This window comes from Flammeovirga agarivorans, from assembly GCF_012641475.1.
Taxonomy (GTDB): Bacteria; Bacteroidota; Bacteroidia; order Cytophagales; family Flammeovirgaceae; genus Flammeovirga; species Flammeovirga agarivorans.
The window spans coordinates 712,451-728,967 of the sequence record NZ_JABAIL010000004.1; the positions used below are offsets into that span (position 1 = coordinate 712,451).

General features: G+C 33.9%; 13 protein-coding genes. 5 read left to right on the forward strand and 8 right to left on the reverse strand.

Annotated elements, in window-relative coordinates:
• The first annotated feature begins 18 nt into the window (after nucleotides 1–18).
• Entirely contained in the window at nucleotides 19–1,968 is a 1,950-nt protein-coding gene (gene abc-f / locus HGP29_RS15825; RefSeq protein WP_168883393.1) for a ribosomal protection-like ABC-F family protein, read from the forward strand.
• Nucleotides 1,969–1,975: 7 nt separating this feature from the next.
• Entirely contained in the window at nucleotides 1,976–2,902 is a 927-nt protein-coding gene (locus HGP29_RS15830; RefSeq protein WP_168883394.1) for an alpha/beta fold hydrolase, read from the forward strand.
• On the opposite strand, the gene HGP29_RS15835 is transcribed toward HGP29_RS15830, so the two are convergent.
• Together HGP29_RS15835 and HGP29_RS15840 are read right to left on the reverse strand one after the other, a co-directional pair.
• On the reverse strand, nucleotides 2,899–3,201 hold the full coding sequence (locus HGP29_RS15835; protein ID WP_168883395.1) for a hypothetical protein: 303 nt from the start codon (nucleotides 3,199–3,201) through the stop codon (nucleotides 2,899–2,901). The two genes, HGP29_RS15830 and HGP29_RS15835, sit on opposite strands and share 4 nt — an antisense overlap.
• Nucleotides 3,202–4,395, reverse strand: coding sequence for a hypothetical protein (locus tag HGP29_RS15840; protein ID WP_168883396.1), 1,194 nt, complete (start codon nucleotides 4,393–4,395; stop codon nucleotides 3,202–3,204).
• A 217-nt stretch (nucleotides 4,396–4,612) separates the two neighbouring features.
• Here HGP29_RS15840 and HGP29_RS15845 point away from each other — a divergent pair, with 217 nt between their 5' ends.
• Entirely contained in the window at nucleotides 4,613–6,880 is a 2,268-nt protein-coding gene (locus HGP29_RS15845; protein ID WP_168883397.1) for a 7TM-DISM domain-containing protein, read from the forward strand.
• Between the two features lie 153 nt (nucleotides 6,881–7,033).
• Entirely contained in the window at nucleotides 7,034–8,230 is a 1,197-nt protein-coding gene (locus tag HGP29_RS15850; RefSeq protein WP_168883398.1) for an acetate/propionate family kinase, read from the forward strand.
• 68 nt (nucleotides 8,231–8,298) lie between these two features.
• Here HGP29_RS15850 and HGP29_RS15855 read toward each other — a convergent pair whose 3' ends face one another.
• Nucleotides 8,299–9,402 carry an acyltransferase family protein gene (locus HGP29_RS15855; protein ID WP_168883399.1) on the reverse strand — a complete coding sequence of 368 codons (1,104 nt, stop codon included), beginning with the start codon at nucleotides 9,400–9,402 and terminating at the stop codon, nucleotides 8,299–8,301.
• A gap of 150 nt (nucleotides 9,403–9,552) precedes the next feature.
• On the reverse strand, nucleotides 9,553–10,992 hold the full coding sequence (locus HGP29_RS15860) for a sodium:solute symporter (RefSeq protein ID WP_168883400.1): 1,440 nt from the start codon (nucleotides 10,990–10,992) through the stop codon (nucleotides 9,553–9,555).
• 126 nt (nucleotides 10,993–11,118) lie between these two features.
• Between HGP29_RS15860 and HGP29_RS15865 the strand changes: the two genes are divergently transcribed.
• Nucleotides 11,119–11,820, forward strand: coding sequence for a glucose-1-phosphate adenylyltransferase (locus HGP29_RS15865; protein ID WP_168883401.1), 702 nt, complete (start codon nucleotides 11,119–11,121; stop codon nucleotides 11,818–11,820).
• Between the two features lie 60 nt (nucleotides 11,821–11,880).
• On the opposite strand, the gene HGP29_RS15870 is transcribed toward HGP29_RS15865, so the two are convergent.
• From HGP29_RS15870 to HGP29_RS15885, 4 genes are all read right to left on the reverse strand, one after another.
• Nucleotides 11,881–12,891: a GGGtGRT protein gene (locus tag HGP29_RS15870; RefSeq protein WP_168883402.1), complete on the reverse strand. Its 1,011-nt coding sequence runs from the start codon at nucleotides 12,889–12,891 to the stop codon at nucleotides 11,881–11,883.
• Between the two features lie 41 nt (nucleotides 12,892–12,932).
• Nucleotides 12,933–13,631: an iron-sulfur cluster assembly scaffold protein gene (locus HGP29_RS15875; RefSeq protein WP_168883403.1), complete on the reverse strand. Its 699-nt coding sequence runs from the start codon at nucleotides 13,629–13,631 to the stop codon at nucleotides 12,933–12,935.
• Between the two features lie 99 nt (nucleotides 13,632–13,730).
• On the reverse strand, nucleotides 13,731–15,746 hold the full coding sequence (locus HGP29_RS15880; protein WP_168883404.1) for a 7TM diverse intracellular signaling domain-containing protein: 2,016 nt from the start codon (nucleotides 15,744–15,746) through the stop codon (nucleotides 13,731–13,733).
• Nucleotides 15,747–15,800: 54 nt separating this feature from the next.
• Nucleotides 15,801–16,517 carry a transmembrane-type terpene cyclase gene (locus tag HGP29_RS15885; RefSeq protein ID WP_168883405.1) on the reverse strand — a complete coding sequence of 239 codons (717 nt, stop codon included), beginning with the start codon at nucleotides 16,515–16,517 and terminating at the stop codon, nucleotides 15,801–15,803.

Sequence of the window (16,517 nt, forward strand, 5' to 3'; positions counted from 1 at the left end):
GAATTCAAACTTTTAAGTATGTTAGCTATAAGTAACGTGTCGTTTCATTTTGGTAGTAGAATCATGTATCAAAATGCTTCCCTTACTGTTTACCCCAAAAATAGAATTGGAATTGTCGGCCATAATGGAGCAGGTAAAACCACTTTACTTAAACTAATAAATGGTGATCTCACACCCGATGAAGGTTCGATCACTATGCCTAAAGGTTGTACAATAGGGTTCTTAAACCAAGACCTACTCTCCTATCAAACGGATGAATCAATACTGAATGTAGCCATGGAAGCCTTTGGACCTGTGCTAAAAATTCAGGAACAAATTGACACCATTCTTCATGAGATGGAAACGAACTATAAAGAAGAACTAGTTGAAAAATTAGCGACTCTTCAAGAAAGGTTTGATGCAATGGAGGGGTATTCTATTAAATCTAAAGCAGAAGCTATTCTCGCTGGTCTTGGTTTCAAAAACCATGAATTAGAAAGACCGCTACAAAGTTTTTCTGGTGGATGGAGAATGCGTGTAATGTTAGGTAAATTACTTTTAATGAAGCCTGATGTTTTAATGCTTGACGAACCTACCAACCACCTTGATTTACCCTCGATCCAATGGATTGAAAATTACCTCTCTTCTTATGAAGGGGCTGTATTGATCGTTTCTCATGATAGAGAATTCTTGGATAGAGCCATAAATCAAACTGTGGAAGTATCACATGGTCGATTAACTTCTTATTCAGGCAATTATTCTTTCTACTTAGAAGACAGAAAATTAAGAGCTGAGCTTCAGAAAAATGCTTATGAAAATCAGCAACAGAAAATAAAAGAGACAGAACGCTTTATTGAGCGTTTTAGATCTAAAGCTACAAAAGCAAAACAGGTACAGTCAAGAATTAAAATGCTTGATAAAATGGAGATGATTGAGGATGTCAGAAATGACAACCCAGAAATCAATATGGATTTCAAATTCTCTCAACAACCTGGCAAGGTGATTTCAGAACTAAATGACTTTGACAAGGCATACGATGAGAAAATCATCTTCAAGAATGCGAATTTACAATTAATGCGAGGTGACAAAGTTGCTTTGATTGGTGCGAACGGTAAAGGTAAATCGACTCTTTTACGCCTTATCTCAGGTAAAGAGAACTTTGATATTGGAGATAGAAGCGGCGGCCACAATGTAATCACAGCTTTTTATGCTCAACATCAGTTAGAAGATCTGAATGTTGAAAATGAGATTCTTGATGAATTAAAACAAGCAGGTTCTGACAAAACTGAACAAGAATTAAGAGGTATTCTTGGTTGTTTTCTGTTTGGTGGAGACGAGATTTTCAAAAAAATCAAAGTACTATCTGGAGGAGAAAAATCGCGTGTTGCCTTAGCCAAGACCCTTATTTCTGAAGCCAACTTCTTAATGCTTGACGAACCTACTAACCACCTTGACATTCCTTCGGTGAATATCTTGATACAAGCACTTCAACAATATTTAGGCACCTATTTAATTGTTTCCCATGACCGTCACTTTATTTCACATGTCGCCAATAAGATTTGGTATATCGAAGATGCTCAATTGAAAGAGTATCCAGGTACTTATCAAGAATGGGTCGAATGGAAATCAAGACAAGAAGCTGAAAAGGAGCTTCTAGAGAAACTGGAGGAAGAAGACAAGCAGACTTCATCAAGCACTAAAAAAGAAAAGAAAAAATACACAAACTACGACCTCAAAGAATGGCAGAAGAAATTCAAAAAAGCCAAAAATGAAATGGAAAAATTTGAGGAATTAGTCATGGAACTTGAAGAAAAGAAAGAAGAAATTGAAGGTTCACTGGCTAACCCTGATATATTCGGAAATCCTGATAAATTAGCAGAAACAAATCGTCTATATGAACAGGTTAAGAGTGATCTTGAAACTGCAACTGAAGAATGGGAAAATTGGACGATGGAGTTTGAAGAATTAGAAGAACAGAAACCAAATTAAGAAATATATGGCTGCTTATGACAAAGGGTTTTACTCTACATCTGATGGTCACAAAATATATTATGAACAATGCGGGCACCCATTAGGAGTGCCTGTTTTGTATCTTCATGGTGGTCCCGGTGCAGGATTGGATGATCATTATGAATCACTATTTGATAATCAAAAACTAGTAAGAATAATTGGTATCGACCAAAGAGGTTCGGGTAAAAGCAAGCCATTGGGTAGTTTGGAAAACAATACCATCAACCATCTAATAGACGATATTGAAGGTATTCGTCAACTATTACATATTGACTCATTTTACATTTATGGTGGTAGCTGGGGTTCGACATTAGCCTTAGCCTATACTGCCATTCACCCAAAACGAGTAATGGGGCTCAATTTATGGGGTATTTTCTTTTGTAATCAGAACGAATTAGAATGGTTTTTTCAGACAGCAGCACCAACAATGTATGCTGATGTATTTAGCATTTTACATAAAAACATACCCAACAAAACCCTTCAACAATTTTTGGTAGCCTATAAGAATATGATTAACGAAGGAAATCAGAAAAGTATAAATTGGTTACTATGGGAGTCATTTGCCTCGGAACACCCTCACCCAAATTATGATGAATTGTATCAATGGAGAGCCTCCAAAGAAGCATTAGCTTGTATAAAAATAGAAAATCATTACTTCTTACAATCACCAAGAGTTATCCATAATAAAAGTCTAGAGGAATTTCTATCCGAACACCCTATTTCCTGCCCCGTATATATCACTCATGGTAGAAATGACCTAGTTACTCCTGCTATCTCAGCTCTACAGCTTCATGAATTATGCATTAATAGTCAACTAAATATTATCGACAATTGCGGGCATTCCTTGCAACATCCTGATTTCAAAGAAAGTATTATCAACTTTGGCAATGAATTATTGACATCTACTTCCTAGCCTAAAAACTGATCTAATTCATTAAACATATGGTTTCTTAGCACATCAACATCTCCTTGTAAAGGAATTTCCGCTAAAAACTCATGTAGTGCCATCACTTGGGACCTATTTAACTGGATGACCTTTTCTTTATCAATATCTAACACAGATATGTTAAATTTATTATCATACAACTCTATCAATAATTGATGTGCGATTTCTTTTGGAAGTTCTGCTTTATATGCCTCTGCTAGCTTTAATAATATACTTTGTAAGAATCTGAAGTTTATCTCCGTTAACTTTAATCGGTATTTTTTCATCTAATAAGCGATAAGGTATGCATAATATTGAGTTGACAAATTTACATCAACCAAAGGAAAAAAACCTTTATCCAATTTGTTTTCCTTGATCTTCATAGGGTATTTTTCTTTCATTTCTTCTTCAAATAAATGGAAGTCTTTGATTTTATGTTTGGTAACAATCTTCCATTCAGAATTTTCACTATCTACTACATGATCTTTCAATGCTAAAGTCACATGCCCCATTGTATGTCTAGGATTAATCTCGACACATGGATGTATCTTTAGATGACCTTTTTGATCTTTAACTACCATACAATCTACTCCTATCTTCCCAGTGTGAAGTCTTGCATACTCACTCTTGTAGAGTAATTTTTTGTATTCCTGGATTAAGAAATCAACACTCTCATGAAGTCTGGAAGGGATTTTATTAATGAAATCACCCAAATGAGCACCATCGTATTGACCAGTTCCATGTGTTGAAAATGCAGTACCACCTAACCATTCTACATTATTAGAAGTAATTTCAAATAATAATGAAAAGTCCATGATCTTATCTAACCAAGGTTCTATCAAAATAGATTCTTGTGTCTGTAATCCACTAGCAATCCATGATTCTATCGAAGAGTTCATTTCAGGCTTCTGTAATTTCATTAGTCCCCTGCCAGATGCACTGTAAGGTAATTTTAAAACTACTCCATTAGAATTAGATCTCAATAAGTCTTTTAATTCGCTAATCACTTGTTCTTTTTCTGAAATAAAACGCCCGATCATATTTGTTTCAATAAACGATTGATAGTTAAGCTCTAATAACTTTGATAACATACCATACCCTGTTTTTCTTGAGTAAAGAGTTCTGAAGTCAGGGTCCCAAGATTGTTTATGTTTGAGGTTATACCTGTTTGATTTAAACTCCTCTAAATACTCAATAGATTCGCCCCATGGTAAAATTAGGTCAATGGGTACTTTTTGAGTTTGTAATTGCTTTCTTGAGATGAATTGAACAGGTCTTCCTCTAAGCTGATTAAGATGACCTAAAAAAGACTTATCGAATTCATTATCAAAAAGAAGCATATCATCTTCATTACACAACCATGACATTAAAATTGCCAATTCTACTGATAATTTCTTGTATAATTTAGGTGGAGTGTAAAATCTTGACCTTTTTACTATAGCTAATTCACAGTAAGGGTTGAATAATAAGATTCTAGGCATTATTATTGTGTTATAAAATGGTAAAATATTATTTAAACTAGATTTAATTGTAAATTTTATTGGTTCCTGTAAATCGATTTTTGTTTTAATTTTTAATGATAAACTACTTATTCAATACCTCTATCACCAATAACATTTACTTATTTTTCTAAATAAAAGACGAATATAATCCATATCTACTTGATTTAAACTTCATTTCAAGATCATTCACTAGCTCATGAGAATTTTAATTTCATTCATCTTTCTCGGTATCATAATACCGTACACCACATTCGGAGACTACGCAGAGGATATTCTAACATTAAGCGAGAAAAAGTCGTCCGTTAATGCTGCAAAAAACATTTTCTTTTATATTGATCAAGACAATTCATTGCAATTTGATCAAATATCAAGCCCTGCTTTCAATAAATTCACACCTTGGAACAGTACTGACAACCTATCATTTGAATATGGTACGGGTTCATATTGGGCAAAAGTAGACATCCAAAATAAAGACGACCAATACAGAGAATGGCTCGTTGAGGTTGCTTATGCCCCTTTGGATGAATTAGAGTTTTATCTGGTAAAGAACGAAAAGCTTGTGGATCACCACTTAACAGGAGACCATGTAAACTATTCGGAAAGACCCATTGACCACCACAATTATCTTTTTCCAGTTGCACTAGAAAACTTGGAATCGGCTACCATTTATTTTAGAGTAAAAACAAATGGTATTGTAAAGTTACCTGTTAACCTATACCAACCTTGGAAATATGCAGAAGTAAACTCTAAGTATGAAGTAACTTATGGCATTCTACTTGGTATCTTGGCCATGCTTTGTATTTTAAGTGTTGTTACTTTCCTTCCAACTAGAGATTGGTCTTATTTAATTTTCCCACTTCCTTTAGTGGCGAAAATAATGTTTACGTTTTCACTAACGGGACACACTTTCCAATATTTATTTCCAACCTCACCTGTAATGGCCAATATGATCACTCCGTTATCCATTGCATTATGGATGCTAGGTGAATCGATGTTTAATTTATATTTCCTAAAAACAAGAAAGCTATCTAAAGCAGCCTTTTATCTAAATATCTTTGGATTTACATTATCAATAGCAACCATCATTACATCTGTATTTTTATCGTATTATGCTGCTATTAAACTAGTGACTGTAACGGCTATTCCTTTTAGTATTTCAGCCTTAACTCTAGGTATCATTGCTTATAATAAAGGACAACGAATTGCTAGATACTATATCTCTGCTTGGTCGGTGTATATTTTCGGTTTAATGATTTTTGTTGGATTTGCTACAGGGCACCTTCCTGATACATTCTTTACTCAACATGCGTTAGAATTTGGTGATTTATTTATGGCTCCACTTCTATTTACTGCTTTAAGTAAAAAATACGCTGTTTATAGAGAGCAAAAAAATGAAGCCATTAAGCAAATGCTTGATATGGAAGCGAAAGCTAAAGAAACATTAGAGGCAAAGGTTGTTGAAAGAACATTAGAGCTACAAGAAGCGACAACAGAATTAGAAGAAAAAACCGAAGAATTAGAAACTCAGGCTAATCAATTAGAAATAAAAAATGAGGAAGTCACTTCCCAAGCAGAAGAGCTTCAAAGTATGAATGATCAGATGCTTGAAACCAACACAGAACTTGAGCAAATCAATGAAGAAATTGCTGCTCAAAGGGATATGATGGAAATTAAAAATAAGAAATTAGAAGTGGTAACTAAGAGTCTTCAAGATAGTATTAACTATGCTCAGAGGATTCAGAAAACAATTCTTCCTCAGAATAAAGACTTTGATACATTGTTTGAAGATCACTTCATCATGTATCGTCCAAAACATACTATTTCAGGTGATTTTTATTGGGTAACAGAAAACACAAAAGAAGATAAAGTAGTCTTAATCGCTGCAGACTGTACAGGACATGGAGTTCCTGGAGCCTTAATGTCTGTTTTGGGTGGAGGTTACTTGGATAAAATCATCAACCTTAAGAAAATCACCTCTCCTGCTAGAATTCTTATTGAGATGCATCAAAACATTCAATCTCTTACCTCACAAGAAGATGCTTTAATGAATGACGGAATGGACATGGGTGTTCTTGTTTGGGACAGAAAAGAAAAGAAGGTCACTTTTGCAGGTACACATACTCCATTAGTTTTTGTACAGAACAATAAGTTATTCTCAATTAAAGGAGATCGATTTAACTTAGGAAGCAATCATAAAAAGATTCAAATTAAAGAACATAGTATTCCATTAACTGAGGAAAGTAGCTTCTACCTTTTCTCTGATGGGTTCCAAGATCAATTTGGTGGCGATCATAACAAGAAGATCTCTATTAAAAGATTAAAAGAGTTGATATTGATGCTGTCACAAAAACCTATGAAAGTCCAACATGATGCATTTATCAAGTTCTTCGAAAGTTGGAAAGACAAAAACAATGAGAAGCAGATTGATGATGTATTACTTATGGGCGTTAAAATAAAAGCATAACATAGTATAGCATTTATAGATGAAAAAAGTCACCGTTTTAGAGTTATAAGAAAAAATAATATATCTAAAATGGTGACTTTTATTGCCAAAAAATAACCGATATCTTAGGATATTGTTCACAACGAAAAATTATATCATTTTAAAAATTCGATTGTGAAAATTCTCATACTTAACTCTGGAAGTTCTTCTATTAAATTCCAACTAATTGACATGCCTTCTGAAAATGTAATTGGTAAAGGTTTAATTGAAAAGATAGGACTGAAAGATGCATCAATTACTGTAAAGAACGCTGCAGACAAAAAAGAAGTCATTAAACTAAATATCCCTAACCACGCCAAGGGAATAGAATTTTTACTAAGCATCATTACCGACGAAAAACTAAACATTATTTCAAGTTTAGACGAAATCTCGGCTGTTGGACATAGAATTGTTCATGGTGGCCAAGCTTTCTCAAAAAGTGTTATGATCAATGATGATGTTATGCATGGTATTGAAGCTTGTGTGGAATTAGCTCCATTACACAATCCAGCAAACATTAAAGGTGTAGAAGCAATGGAATTAGCCATCCCAGGCATTCCTCAAGTAGCTGTTTTTGACACCGCTTTCCATCATAGTATTCCTGAGCATAGAGCTATTTATGCACTACCAATCGAATTCTATAAAAAATACGGTTTAAGAAAATATGGTTTCCACGGTACAAGTCATCAATACGTTTCTTTAAGAGCAAAAGAAATTTATGGTGATGATAGAACTGAAAATGTAATTACCTGTCACCTTGGAAATGGAGGTTCTTTGGCTGCCATTAAAAATGGTGAATCTATCGAAACTTCTATGGGATTCTCTCCTACTGATGGTTTAATGATGGGTACTCGTTGTGGTTCTATTGATCCAGGTGCTATTCCATTTATTGCTGACCATGAAGATTTAGATATGTATGGCGTATCTACACTAATCAATAAAAAGTCAGGTTTATTAGGTATCTCAGGTATTTCTTCTGATTATAGAGATGTTTCTTTGGCTGCCGAAAAAGGAAACGAAGATGCTGAGTTAGCATTAAAAATGTTCCATTATGATGTTAAGAAATACATTGGTACATATATCGCTGCTTTAGGAGGAATTGATACAATCATCTTCACAGGTGGTATTGGTGAAAATTCAGCTCTAGCAAGAAGAGAAATACTTAAAGGACTTGATGGTTTAGGTATTAAAATCAATCATGATAAAAACGATGCAACAATGGGTGTTGAAGCAGATATATCTCATGATGATGCAAAAGTAAGAGTTGCTGTTATTCCTACTAATGAAGAAGTAATGATTGCAAGAGACACATTCAATATTGTAAATCAATAAGGTAATTCTATTACCAAGAATATATAAAAAAGGGTTGTTTTCTTATTCTGAAAACAACCCTTTTTTAATTATACTTTTATCACAATCTTCTTTCTATATAAATATAGAATTGGAATAGTCATTAAACAGATATATAAAATTGAGAAGATCAGTGAGGCCATTTCTAATGGAATTCCTGTTCCTGCTATCAAACTAAATAAAAAACCTTTAACTGTGGTCTCACCTACAGGAATAACTCCTATTAATCTTGCTGTTAATTCAGATAATACATAAGCAGCCATTGGGTTTAAACCAAATGCTTGAGGGATTAACACTAAATTTCTCCCTTTCTTTAATACATCAAATATCCAATAAGAAACCCCAAGTGATATAAAACCAAGTCCTCCTGTGAAGAAAACGTAGGTAGATGTCCAAAGACTTTTATTTATTGGAAAAACTATCCCCCACAAATAACCTATGGCAGTTAAAACTACACCATAGCCCACTAATAATTTGACAACTTCGGATTTTGGTTTATTCTTAATTAATCCTCCTGCAAACAATCCTAGAATTGCTGTTCCTATTGCTGGAAGTGTCGTCACTAACCCTTCTGGGTCCCATGTCTTTGTACCAGACCACATATGACCATTTAATATGATGTTATCAATATAGGCTGAAATCACTCCGTTAGGATCATCCAAATTTGGTGCTCCATAACTGGGTACAGGAATTAATGTAATCATACCCCAGTAACCCAACATGATCACAAGGAATAGTATGAAAATGTTTCTTTCGCTCAAGTACAGGAACATCGCACTAGCAAATATAAAAACTAACCCTATCCTTTGTAATACTCCCGGAATTCTCATTTCTGCAAAATTGAAGAATGGAAATAAACCGAGGAATAAACCAATTCCTATCAACTTCACCCCTCTCCAAATCCCTTTACGCATTGCCAAATTTTTCTTCACAGGATCCTGTTTCACTTTCGTCATAGAAAAGCTAATGGACACACCGACAATAAATAGGAAAAAGGGAAATACAAGATCAGTTGGAGTACACCCATGCCAATGAGCATGTTGAAATGGTGGATAGATCGCAGACCAAGTACCAGGATTATTTACTAGGATCATTAGTATTACTGTTAACCCTCTATAAATATCCAAAGAAAGAATACGTTCGGAAGTTTTCATGTTAGTGGAATATCATTTCATTTATCTCTATTCGAAAAACGCATGAATCGCTTAACGAAATACAAAAAGTGTATTGATTACAAAAATAAGTAATCAGGTATTTTAAACACTTATTTTCGACAAACAGCAAACGTATTCATATGAAATGCACTATTTCTTATCTGAAATAAGCATCAGCCCTAACACAGTAAAACTTGCATTAACGAGTAAGATCTCGAAACCAAATTTATACCCAGCTAATAGATCTATAGAATAGATATTTAAAATATAGGATAAGACAGGTGACAATAAACAAATAAAGATCACTTTGGAATCTCTTACTTTTCGCTTTGTAAAAAGGCCAAATGCAAACAGCCCAAGTAGAGGGCCATATGTATACCCTGCCGCTTTAAATACATCCGTGACGACACTATCATCATTAATGGCTCTAAAGACAACGATCACTAAAAATAAGATAAAGCTAAACATGATATGCACTATCTTCCTTTTCTTATTAGAATTTCGTGAGTCTCCCATGTTTAAGAAATCTACACAAAATGATGTTGTTAATGCTGTTAATGCCGAATCCGCACTAGAAAAAGCCGCCGCAATGATACCTAATAAGAAAACTACAGCTGTAAACATACCAAAGTAGTTTAACGCTAATGTAGGGTAAAGTTCATCCGTTCTTTCTGGGATTCGAATATTATTTGCAAAAGCATACTCATACAATAATACTCCTACTGATAGAAAAATTACAGTAGCAACAAAAAAGGCTAAAGCAAACCAAAGCACATTTTTCTGAGCTTCTTTTACATTAGTACAAGTAAGGTTTTTCTGCATAATATTTTGATCTAATCCATTCATAGAAATTGTGATAAAAATACCTGCGAAAAACTGTTTCCAAAAGAAGTTACCTGCTTTCCAATCCCACATAAAAATATCAGACATTTGACTCATTGAGATAGTCTTAACCATAGAGCTTGGTGTCATTCCAAGTTCATTTGTAATAGTATAAATTGTCCAAATTGCTGCTAAAAGAAGAAAACTAGTCTGTAAAGTATCTGTCCAAACAATAGTTTTAATACCTCCTTTAAAAGTATATAGCCATATCAATAAAATAGTACTTAAAACCGATACCCAAAAAGGCATGTTATAATCATCGAAAAAGGCCAACTGTAAAACCATCACCGCCAAATAGAGGCGAAATGCAGCTCCAATCGTTTGAGATACCAAAAAGAAAAAAGAACCTGTCTTATAACTAGTCATCCCAAAACGTTCTTTCAGATACTCATAAATACTAATTAGTTTTTTACTATAAAACAAAGGTATAAGGACGTAAGCAATTATAGCGTAGCCGAACATATTACCCATCATAAATTGGAGATAACTCCAACCTGATTTACCGACGGTTCCAGGCACAGATATAAATGTCACCCCAGATAATGTAGCACCTACCATACCATAAGCAACTAAATACCATTTTGAACTTCTATTGGCTGTAAAAAAGCTTTTTGATTGATTCTCTCCTTTTTCTGCTGTTAAATAAGAGATGAGTAAGAGTAATAAAAAGTAAAAAAATATTACAAAAAATACCTGTGTAGATGTCATTTGGACTGAATATGATAGTTTGTTTCTTTGTAAATGAATAATGTATATTATATTCGAAAAATATTTTACAATAACCTTAATAAATTAAACTAAAACAATTTAAGGTTTAACTTAATTATTAATCAAATGAAACTAACACTATCCATCACCTTTTTGGTCACTCTTTTTTCAACACTAGTACAAGCTCAAGTAACTTCAAACACTAACTTGTATGACCTTGTAGACCCTGACCACCTCAACACAGACCTTCTCTATCAGAACAGTGCTGCAAATTTTAAAGGATCTCCTTTTTACACCGATGAATGGTCTACAGGATTTGTCACTATTTTAGGGGGCGAGCATTATGATGATATTCTTATCAAATACGATGCTTATAAAGATGAAGTCTTGGTCAGAAAAAGTGAAGACAATGTAATTATTGTCGACAAAAAACAGATCAATCGTTTTGGTTGGACGGATAACGATAATGAAATTATATCCTTTGAGAAGAAACTGCTGAATAATAAACCTACATATCTTGAAACAATATTCAAAGGAGAAACATTTAACGTTTACCGTTATAGAGTGAAGAAATTTCACAAGAAAGATGAACAGAATTCCAACTCCTATAGTGAAGATATAAAAGATGAGTATAAATGGACTAGCACAAAGCTGTACTATGATAACGGAAATTCTTTAACTGAAATTTCAACAAAAGGAAAAAACTTTTATTCCGTATTTGGTGATAAGAAAGCAGAAATGCAGAAGTTTGCTAAATCAAATAAATTGAAAGTTAAAGACAAAAAAGACTTAGAAGAAATTTTTGCTCATTACTCTACAATAAAGTAAAAAAAGGGCCGCAGATATTTAGAATTATCTACGGCCCTTTTTTTTAATCTACAAGATCAACTACACTGCTGCTGCAGTAAAAGCTTCTTGTAAAGCAACGGCAACTGCTACAGAAGCACCTACCATAGGATTGTTACCCATACCAATTAACCCCATCATTTCTACATGGGCAGGTACAGAAGATGAACCTGCAAACTGTGCGTCAGAATGCATACGACCCATAGTATCAGTTAAACCATATGAAGCAGGACCTGCACCAACATTATCTGGGTGAAGTGTTCTACCTGTACCTCCACCAGAAGCTACAGAGAAATATTTCTTACCTAATTCATAACGTTCTTTTTTATAGGTTCCTGCCACAGGGTGTTGGAAACGCGTAGGGTTAGTTGAATTACCAGTAATAGATACATCAACATTTTCTAAGTGCATAATAGATACACCTTCTCGTACATCATCAGCACCATAACATTTCACCTCACCTCTAGGACCTTTAGAAAAACGTCTTTCTTCTAAAATATTTAATTGTCCAGTCGTATAATCCATTTGAGTTTTCACATAAGTGAAACCATTGATTCTTGAGATAAGATAAGCGGCATCCTTCCCAAGTCCATTAAGCATCACTCTTAAAGGATGTTTTCTTACTTTATTAGCAGATAGTGCAATTTTAATAGCACCTTCAGCGGCAGCAAAAGACTCATGACCGGCCAAGAATGCAAAACATTCTGTTTCTTCATTTAACAATCTTGCTGCTAAATTACCATGTCCTATCCCTACTTTTCTTTGATCTGCTACAGAACCTGGAATACAAAAAGCTTGGATACCTTCTCCTAAACTTTCTGCAATATCTTTCGCCTTAGTTTGTCCTTTTTTAATTGCGATAGCTGCACCTAAAATATATGCCCACTTTGCATTTTCGAAAGCTATGGGTTGTGTTTCTGTTACAATGTTATAAACATCGACACCATTTTCTTCTACTAATTTTTTAGCATCTTCCAATGATCCCAACTCGTATTGTGCAACTACTTCATTTATATTATTGATTCTTCTTTCGTATCCTTCGAATAAAGCCATGATCGTATTTTTTTAATGTTAGAAATAATTTGAAATGAAATTTAGTTTTCGCGAGGGTCAATATATTTTTCTGCCTCATCGAAACGGCCATAGGTACCTTTTGCTTTTTCCATAGCTTCATTGGCATCCAAACCTTTCTTGATCATTTCCATCATCTTACCTAAGTGGACAAAAGAATATCCGATTACTTCGTCGTTCTCGTCTACTGCTAACTTTGTCACATAACCTTCGGCAACTTCTAAATATCTAACACCTTTAGCTTTTGTTCCGTAAGTTGTTCCTACTTGAGATCTTAAACCTTTTCCTAAATCTTCTAAGCCTGCTCCTACTGGCAATCCACCTTCTGAAAATGCAGATTGTGTTCTACCATACACAAATTGCATAAATATTTCTCTCATCGCCACATTAATGGCATCACAAACTAAATCGGTATTTAATGCTTCTAGTATTGTTTTTCCGGGTAATATTTCTGAAGCCATTGCTGCTGAATGAGTCATTCCAGAACAACCTACTGTCTCAATAAGACATTCTTCAATAATTCCATCTTTAACGTTAATTGTAAGCTTAGATGCTCCTTGTTGAGGAGCACATGTACCAACACCATGTGATAATCCAGAAATATCAGTAACATCTTTTGCATGAACCATTCGTCCTTCTACGGGTATTGGGGCATTCATATGAGCATTTCCTCCCATCTGTGCCAAAGGACACATTCCTTGTATTTCTGCTGTATAATTCATAGTAAATGATAGTTGATAATTTTTTATTTTTTTAACTACCTTTTAATGAACGCAACACGGTGTTAGCAGGACATGGTTTTAAGTTAACAAAGGATAATTTTAATTCATATTAGCGTTTGTTTTCAATAGAGCACCAAAAACAAGAACATCATCTACTTGGTTAACAGTACCTCTACCTGTCCAAGTGTTAAATTCTTCTTTAAGCCTTTCCTCTTGTCTTTTAAGAGGTAAGTTAAAAATTGTTGATAAAAGTGTTCTAAAATGCTTAGACATATACTTTTTCCCATTGACACCAAATTGGTCTTGGTAACCATCTGAAAACATATAAATCTGAACATCACTATCCTTATAACAAACCTCTGATGTACTAAATGGATCATGAATAAAATTCATTTCGCCTCCAATAGAGTTTCTTGACCCTTTAATTCGTTTTAATTGATCATTTTTAAAATAGATCATAGGGTTTTTCGCACCAGAGAATAAGATCTTTTCTTCTTTTTTATCAATAACACAAACTGCCGCATCCATCCCATCAGTTAAATTAGTTGATTGCTGATTTAAAGCATATTTCACCTCAATATCTAGTCTTTCTAATATTTTATGCGGATCTGTCTCTGACAATTCATTAACTATAAATTCAATTTTTTGTATACCTAAAATACTCATTAATGCTCCAGGAACACCATGCCCGGTACAATCTGCAATAATGATAATGATGCGCTCTCCTACTTTCTTATACCAATAAAAGTCTCCAGAAACGGTATCCCTTGGCATATACAATAGACAAGTATCGCCAATTTCTTCTTCAAGCTTATCTATATTTGGTAATGACGCTTCTTGTATCCTTTTGGCATAATTGATTGATGACAAAATTTGATCATTCTGTGAAGCTAACTGCTTATTCATTCCAGATAATGTTTCATTCTGGATTTCTAATTCTTCTTTTGTCTCTTCTAAATCTTTTGTTCTAATAGATACTTCTCTCTCAAGCATCTGATTTTGTTCTATGATTAATTGATGAAGTTTTAATTGAGTATCATTAATCTTAGCACCTAAACTTAGAGAGAAAATCACCTGTTCTATACAAGCCCCTATTAATAGTGTAGGAACAGATCTAATACCAAATAACGGAGGAATCAATTCAAATACTTCTAATGTATGTAATGTGATGAAAATAAAATTGATCAAAACACCATAAAAGAAATATCGGGCAGTAATGCTTCTTTTCCTTTCCTTATTGGCGATATAAATCATCGGGAGATAAGTCAAATTGATCATTACAGTCCCCAATGGAGTAATAATGAAATACAATTCGAAAATCACAAGAATATTAAGTATCATCAACCCAACCAGAGTTAGGTTAGACACCAGAAATAATCTCGGATAATTCTCTTTTATATTAAGTAATGTCTGCGAGAAGAGGATAAACAAAGCCGCTGAAGAAAAACCTAGCCAATGGTTTAATTGTTGGTAGTGTTCTGCAGTCTCTAGATAATTAATAACTTTTCCAGATATGGTAAAATTGAATAGAGCAACACTTAAAACATGCATAGAGTAATATATGTAACCTTTATCTTTTACCATAAAATAGAGTCCCATGTTGTACAAGATCATTAAAATCATTGCACCTAGGAATAAGTAGATAAAACTATTCAGATAGTCTATCTGCTTTTTCACTTCACTTGTCTCTATTATAGTAAGGTCTTGAGGAAGGGCTTGAAACTCAAAAAATGGTCTATCAAACTGTGAGCATCTTAAATAATATGTCGCCTTTTCTTTTGGTTTCAAATCGATTGGAAGAAAAGTATATCCTCGGTAAAGAAAGTTCTTTTTGATGTTAGGATATAGAATTCCACCTTCAGCCACTTTGGTAAAAGTATGCTGATCCACCTGTTTGTATAAAATCAGATGATCAAAATAGCTGTATGAAAGCTGTCCTGAATAAACACTATCTTTTAAATTCTGGACATCAAATTTAATCCAATAGTTTTCTACTTCAGAAGTCACATCACCGTAGTCATAAGGTTGAAAACTATCTAAATCATTTTCTAATGCAAAAGGCTCAGTTTCATCTGAGGCCGTCATCAAAACATTTGAATGTATAATTTGCAGCATTTCTCTATCTTTTGCCGATAGAGAAATGCTAATAATTAGGTGAAAAAATGAAATTTACACCAAGGCTTCTTCTTCCCATATATCTTTTTCAGTAGAAAACTCTTTCTTTTTCCATGCTTTAATCTTGTCTTTATTTACAGTAAGCCAAGCATAGAACATGTCTAAAGCGAAAGTAATAGCGGCAATAATCACAACAAATGGAGATGCTGTATCTCCTAAAAAAATTCCAACACCGACGAATACTGTCCCAAAGCCTTTCCATAAAGCAATAGATAGATTCAATGCCTTTTCTTCTGGATGAGCTAAGATTAAAAATATAAACAGTGTGGACATAATAATATTAAGGACATATCCTGTACCTGCACCAATTGGGTCACCATATTGTTCAACCCAACCATAAATGATCAGACACCAGAATACAAATCCAATAACGGAAGTCGTATTAAAATATTTCTTTATTAAAGGTACTCTTACTTGTTTGGCTCCATACTTATGGAAATAAATAATCATGATTACATCTGTGATCCACCACAAACGAATACCCCAAACAAATAATTGACCTAGTTCTGTAGTATAGACAAAACTAAACATAAATTCCCAAGCAATATTCGCTACAGCTGCTTCTGCAGGTATACCAAAGAATTTATATTTTTTAGCATTATAAATGACTAGAATATATGTAACAGCCCAAAAAATTGCGTCAAGAAAAAATAAGACTTGCTGTGTTACAGTATAATCTGTAAGATTAATCCATTCAGTTGTTTGTTCCAT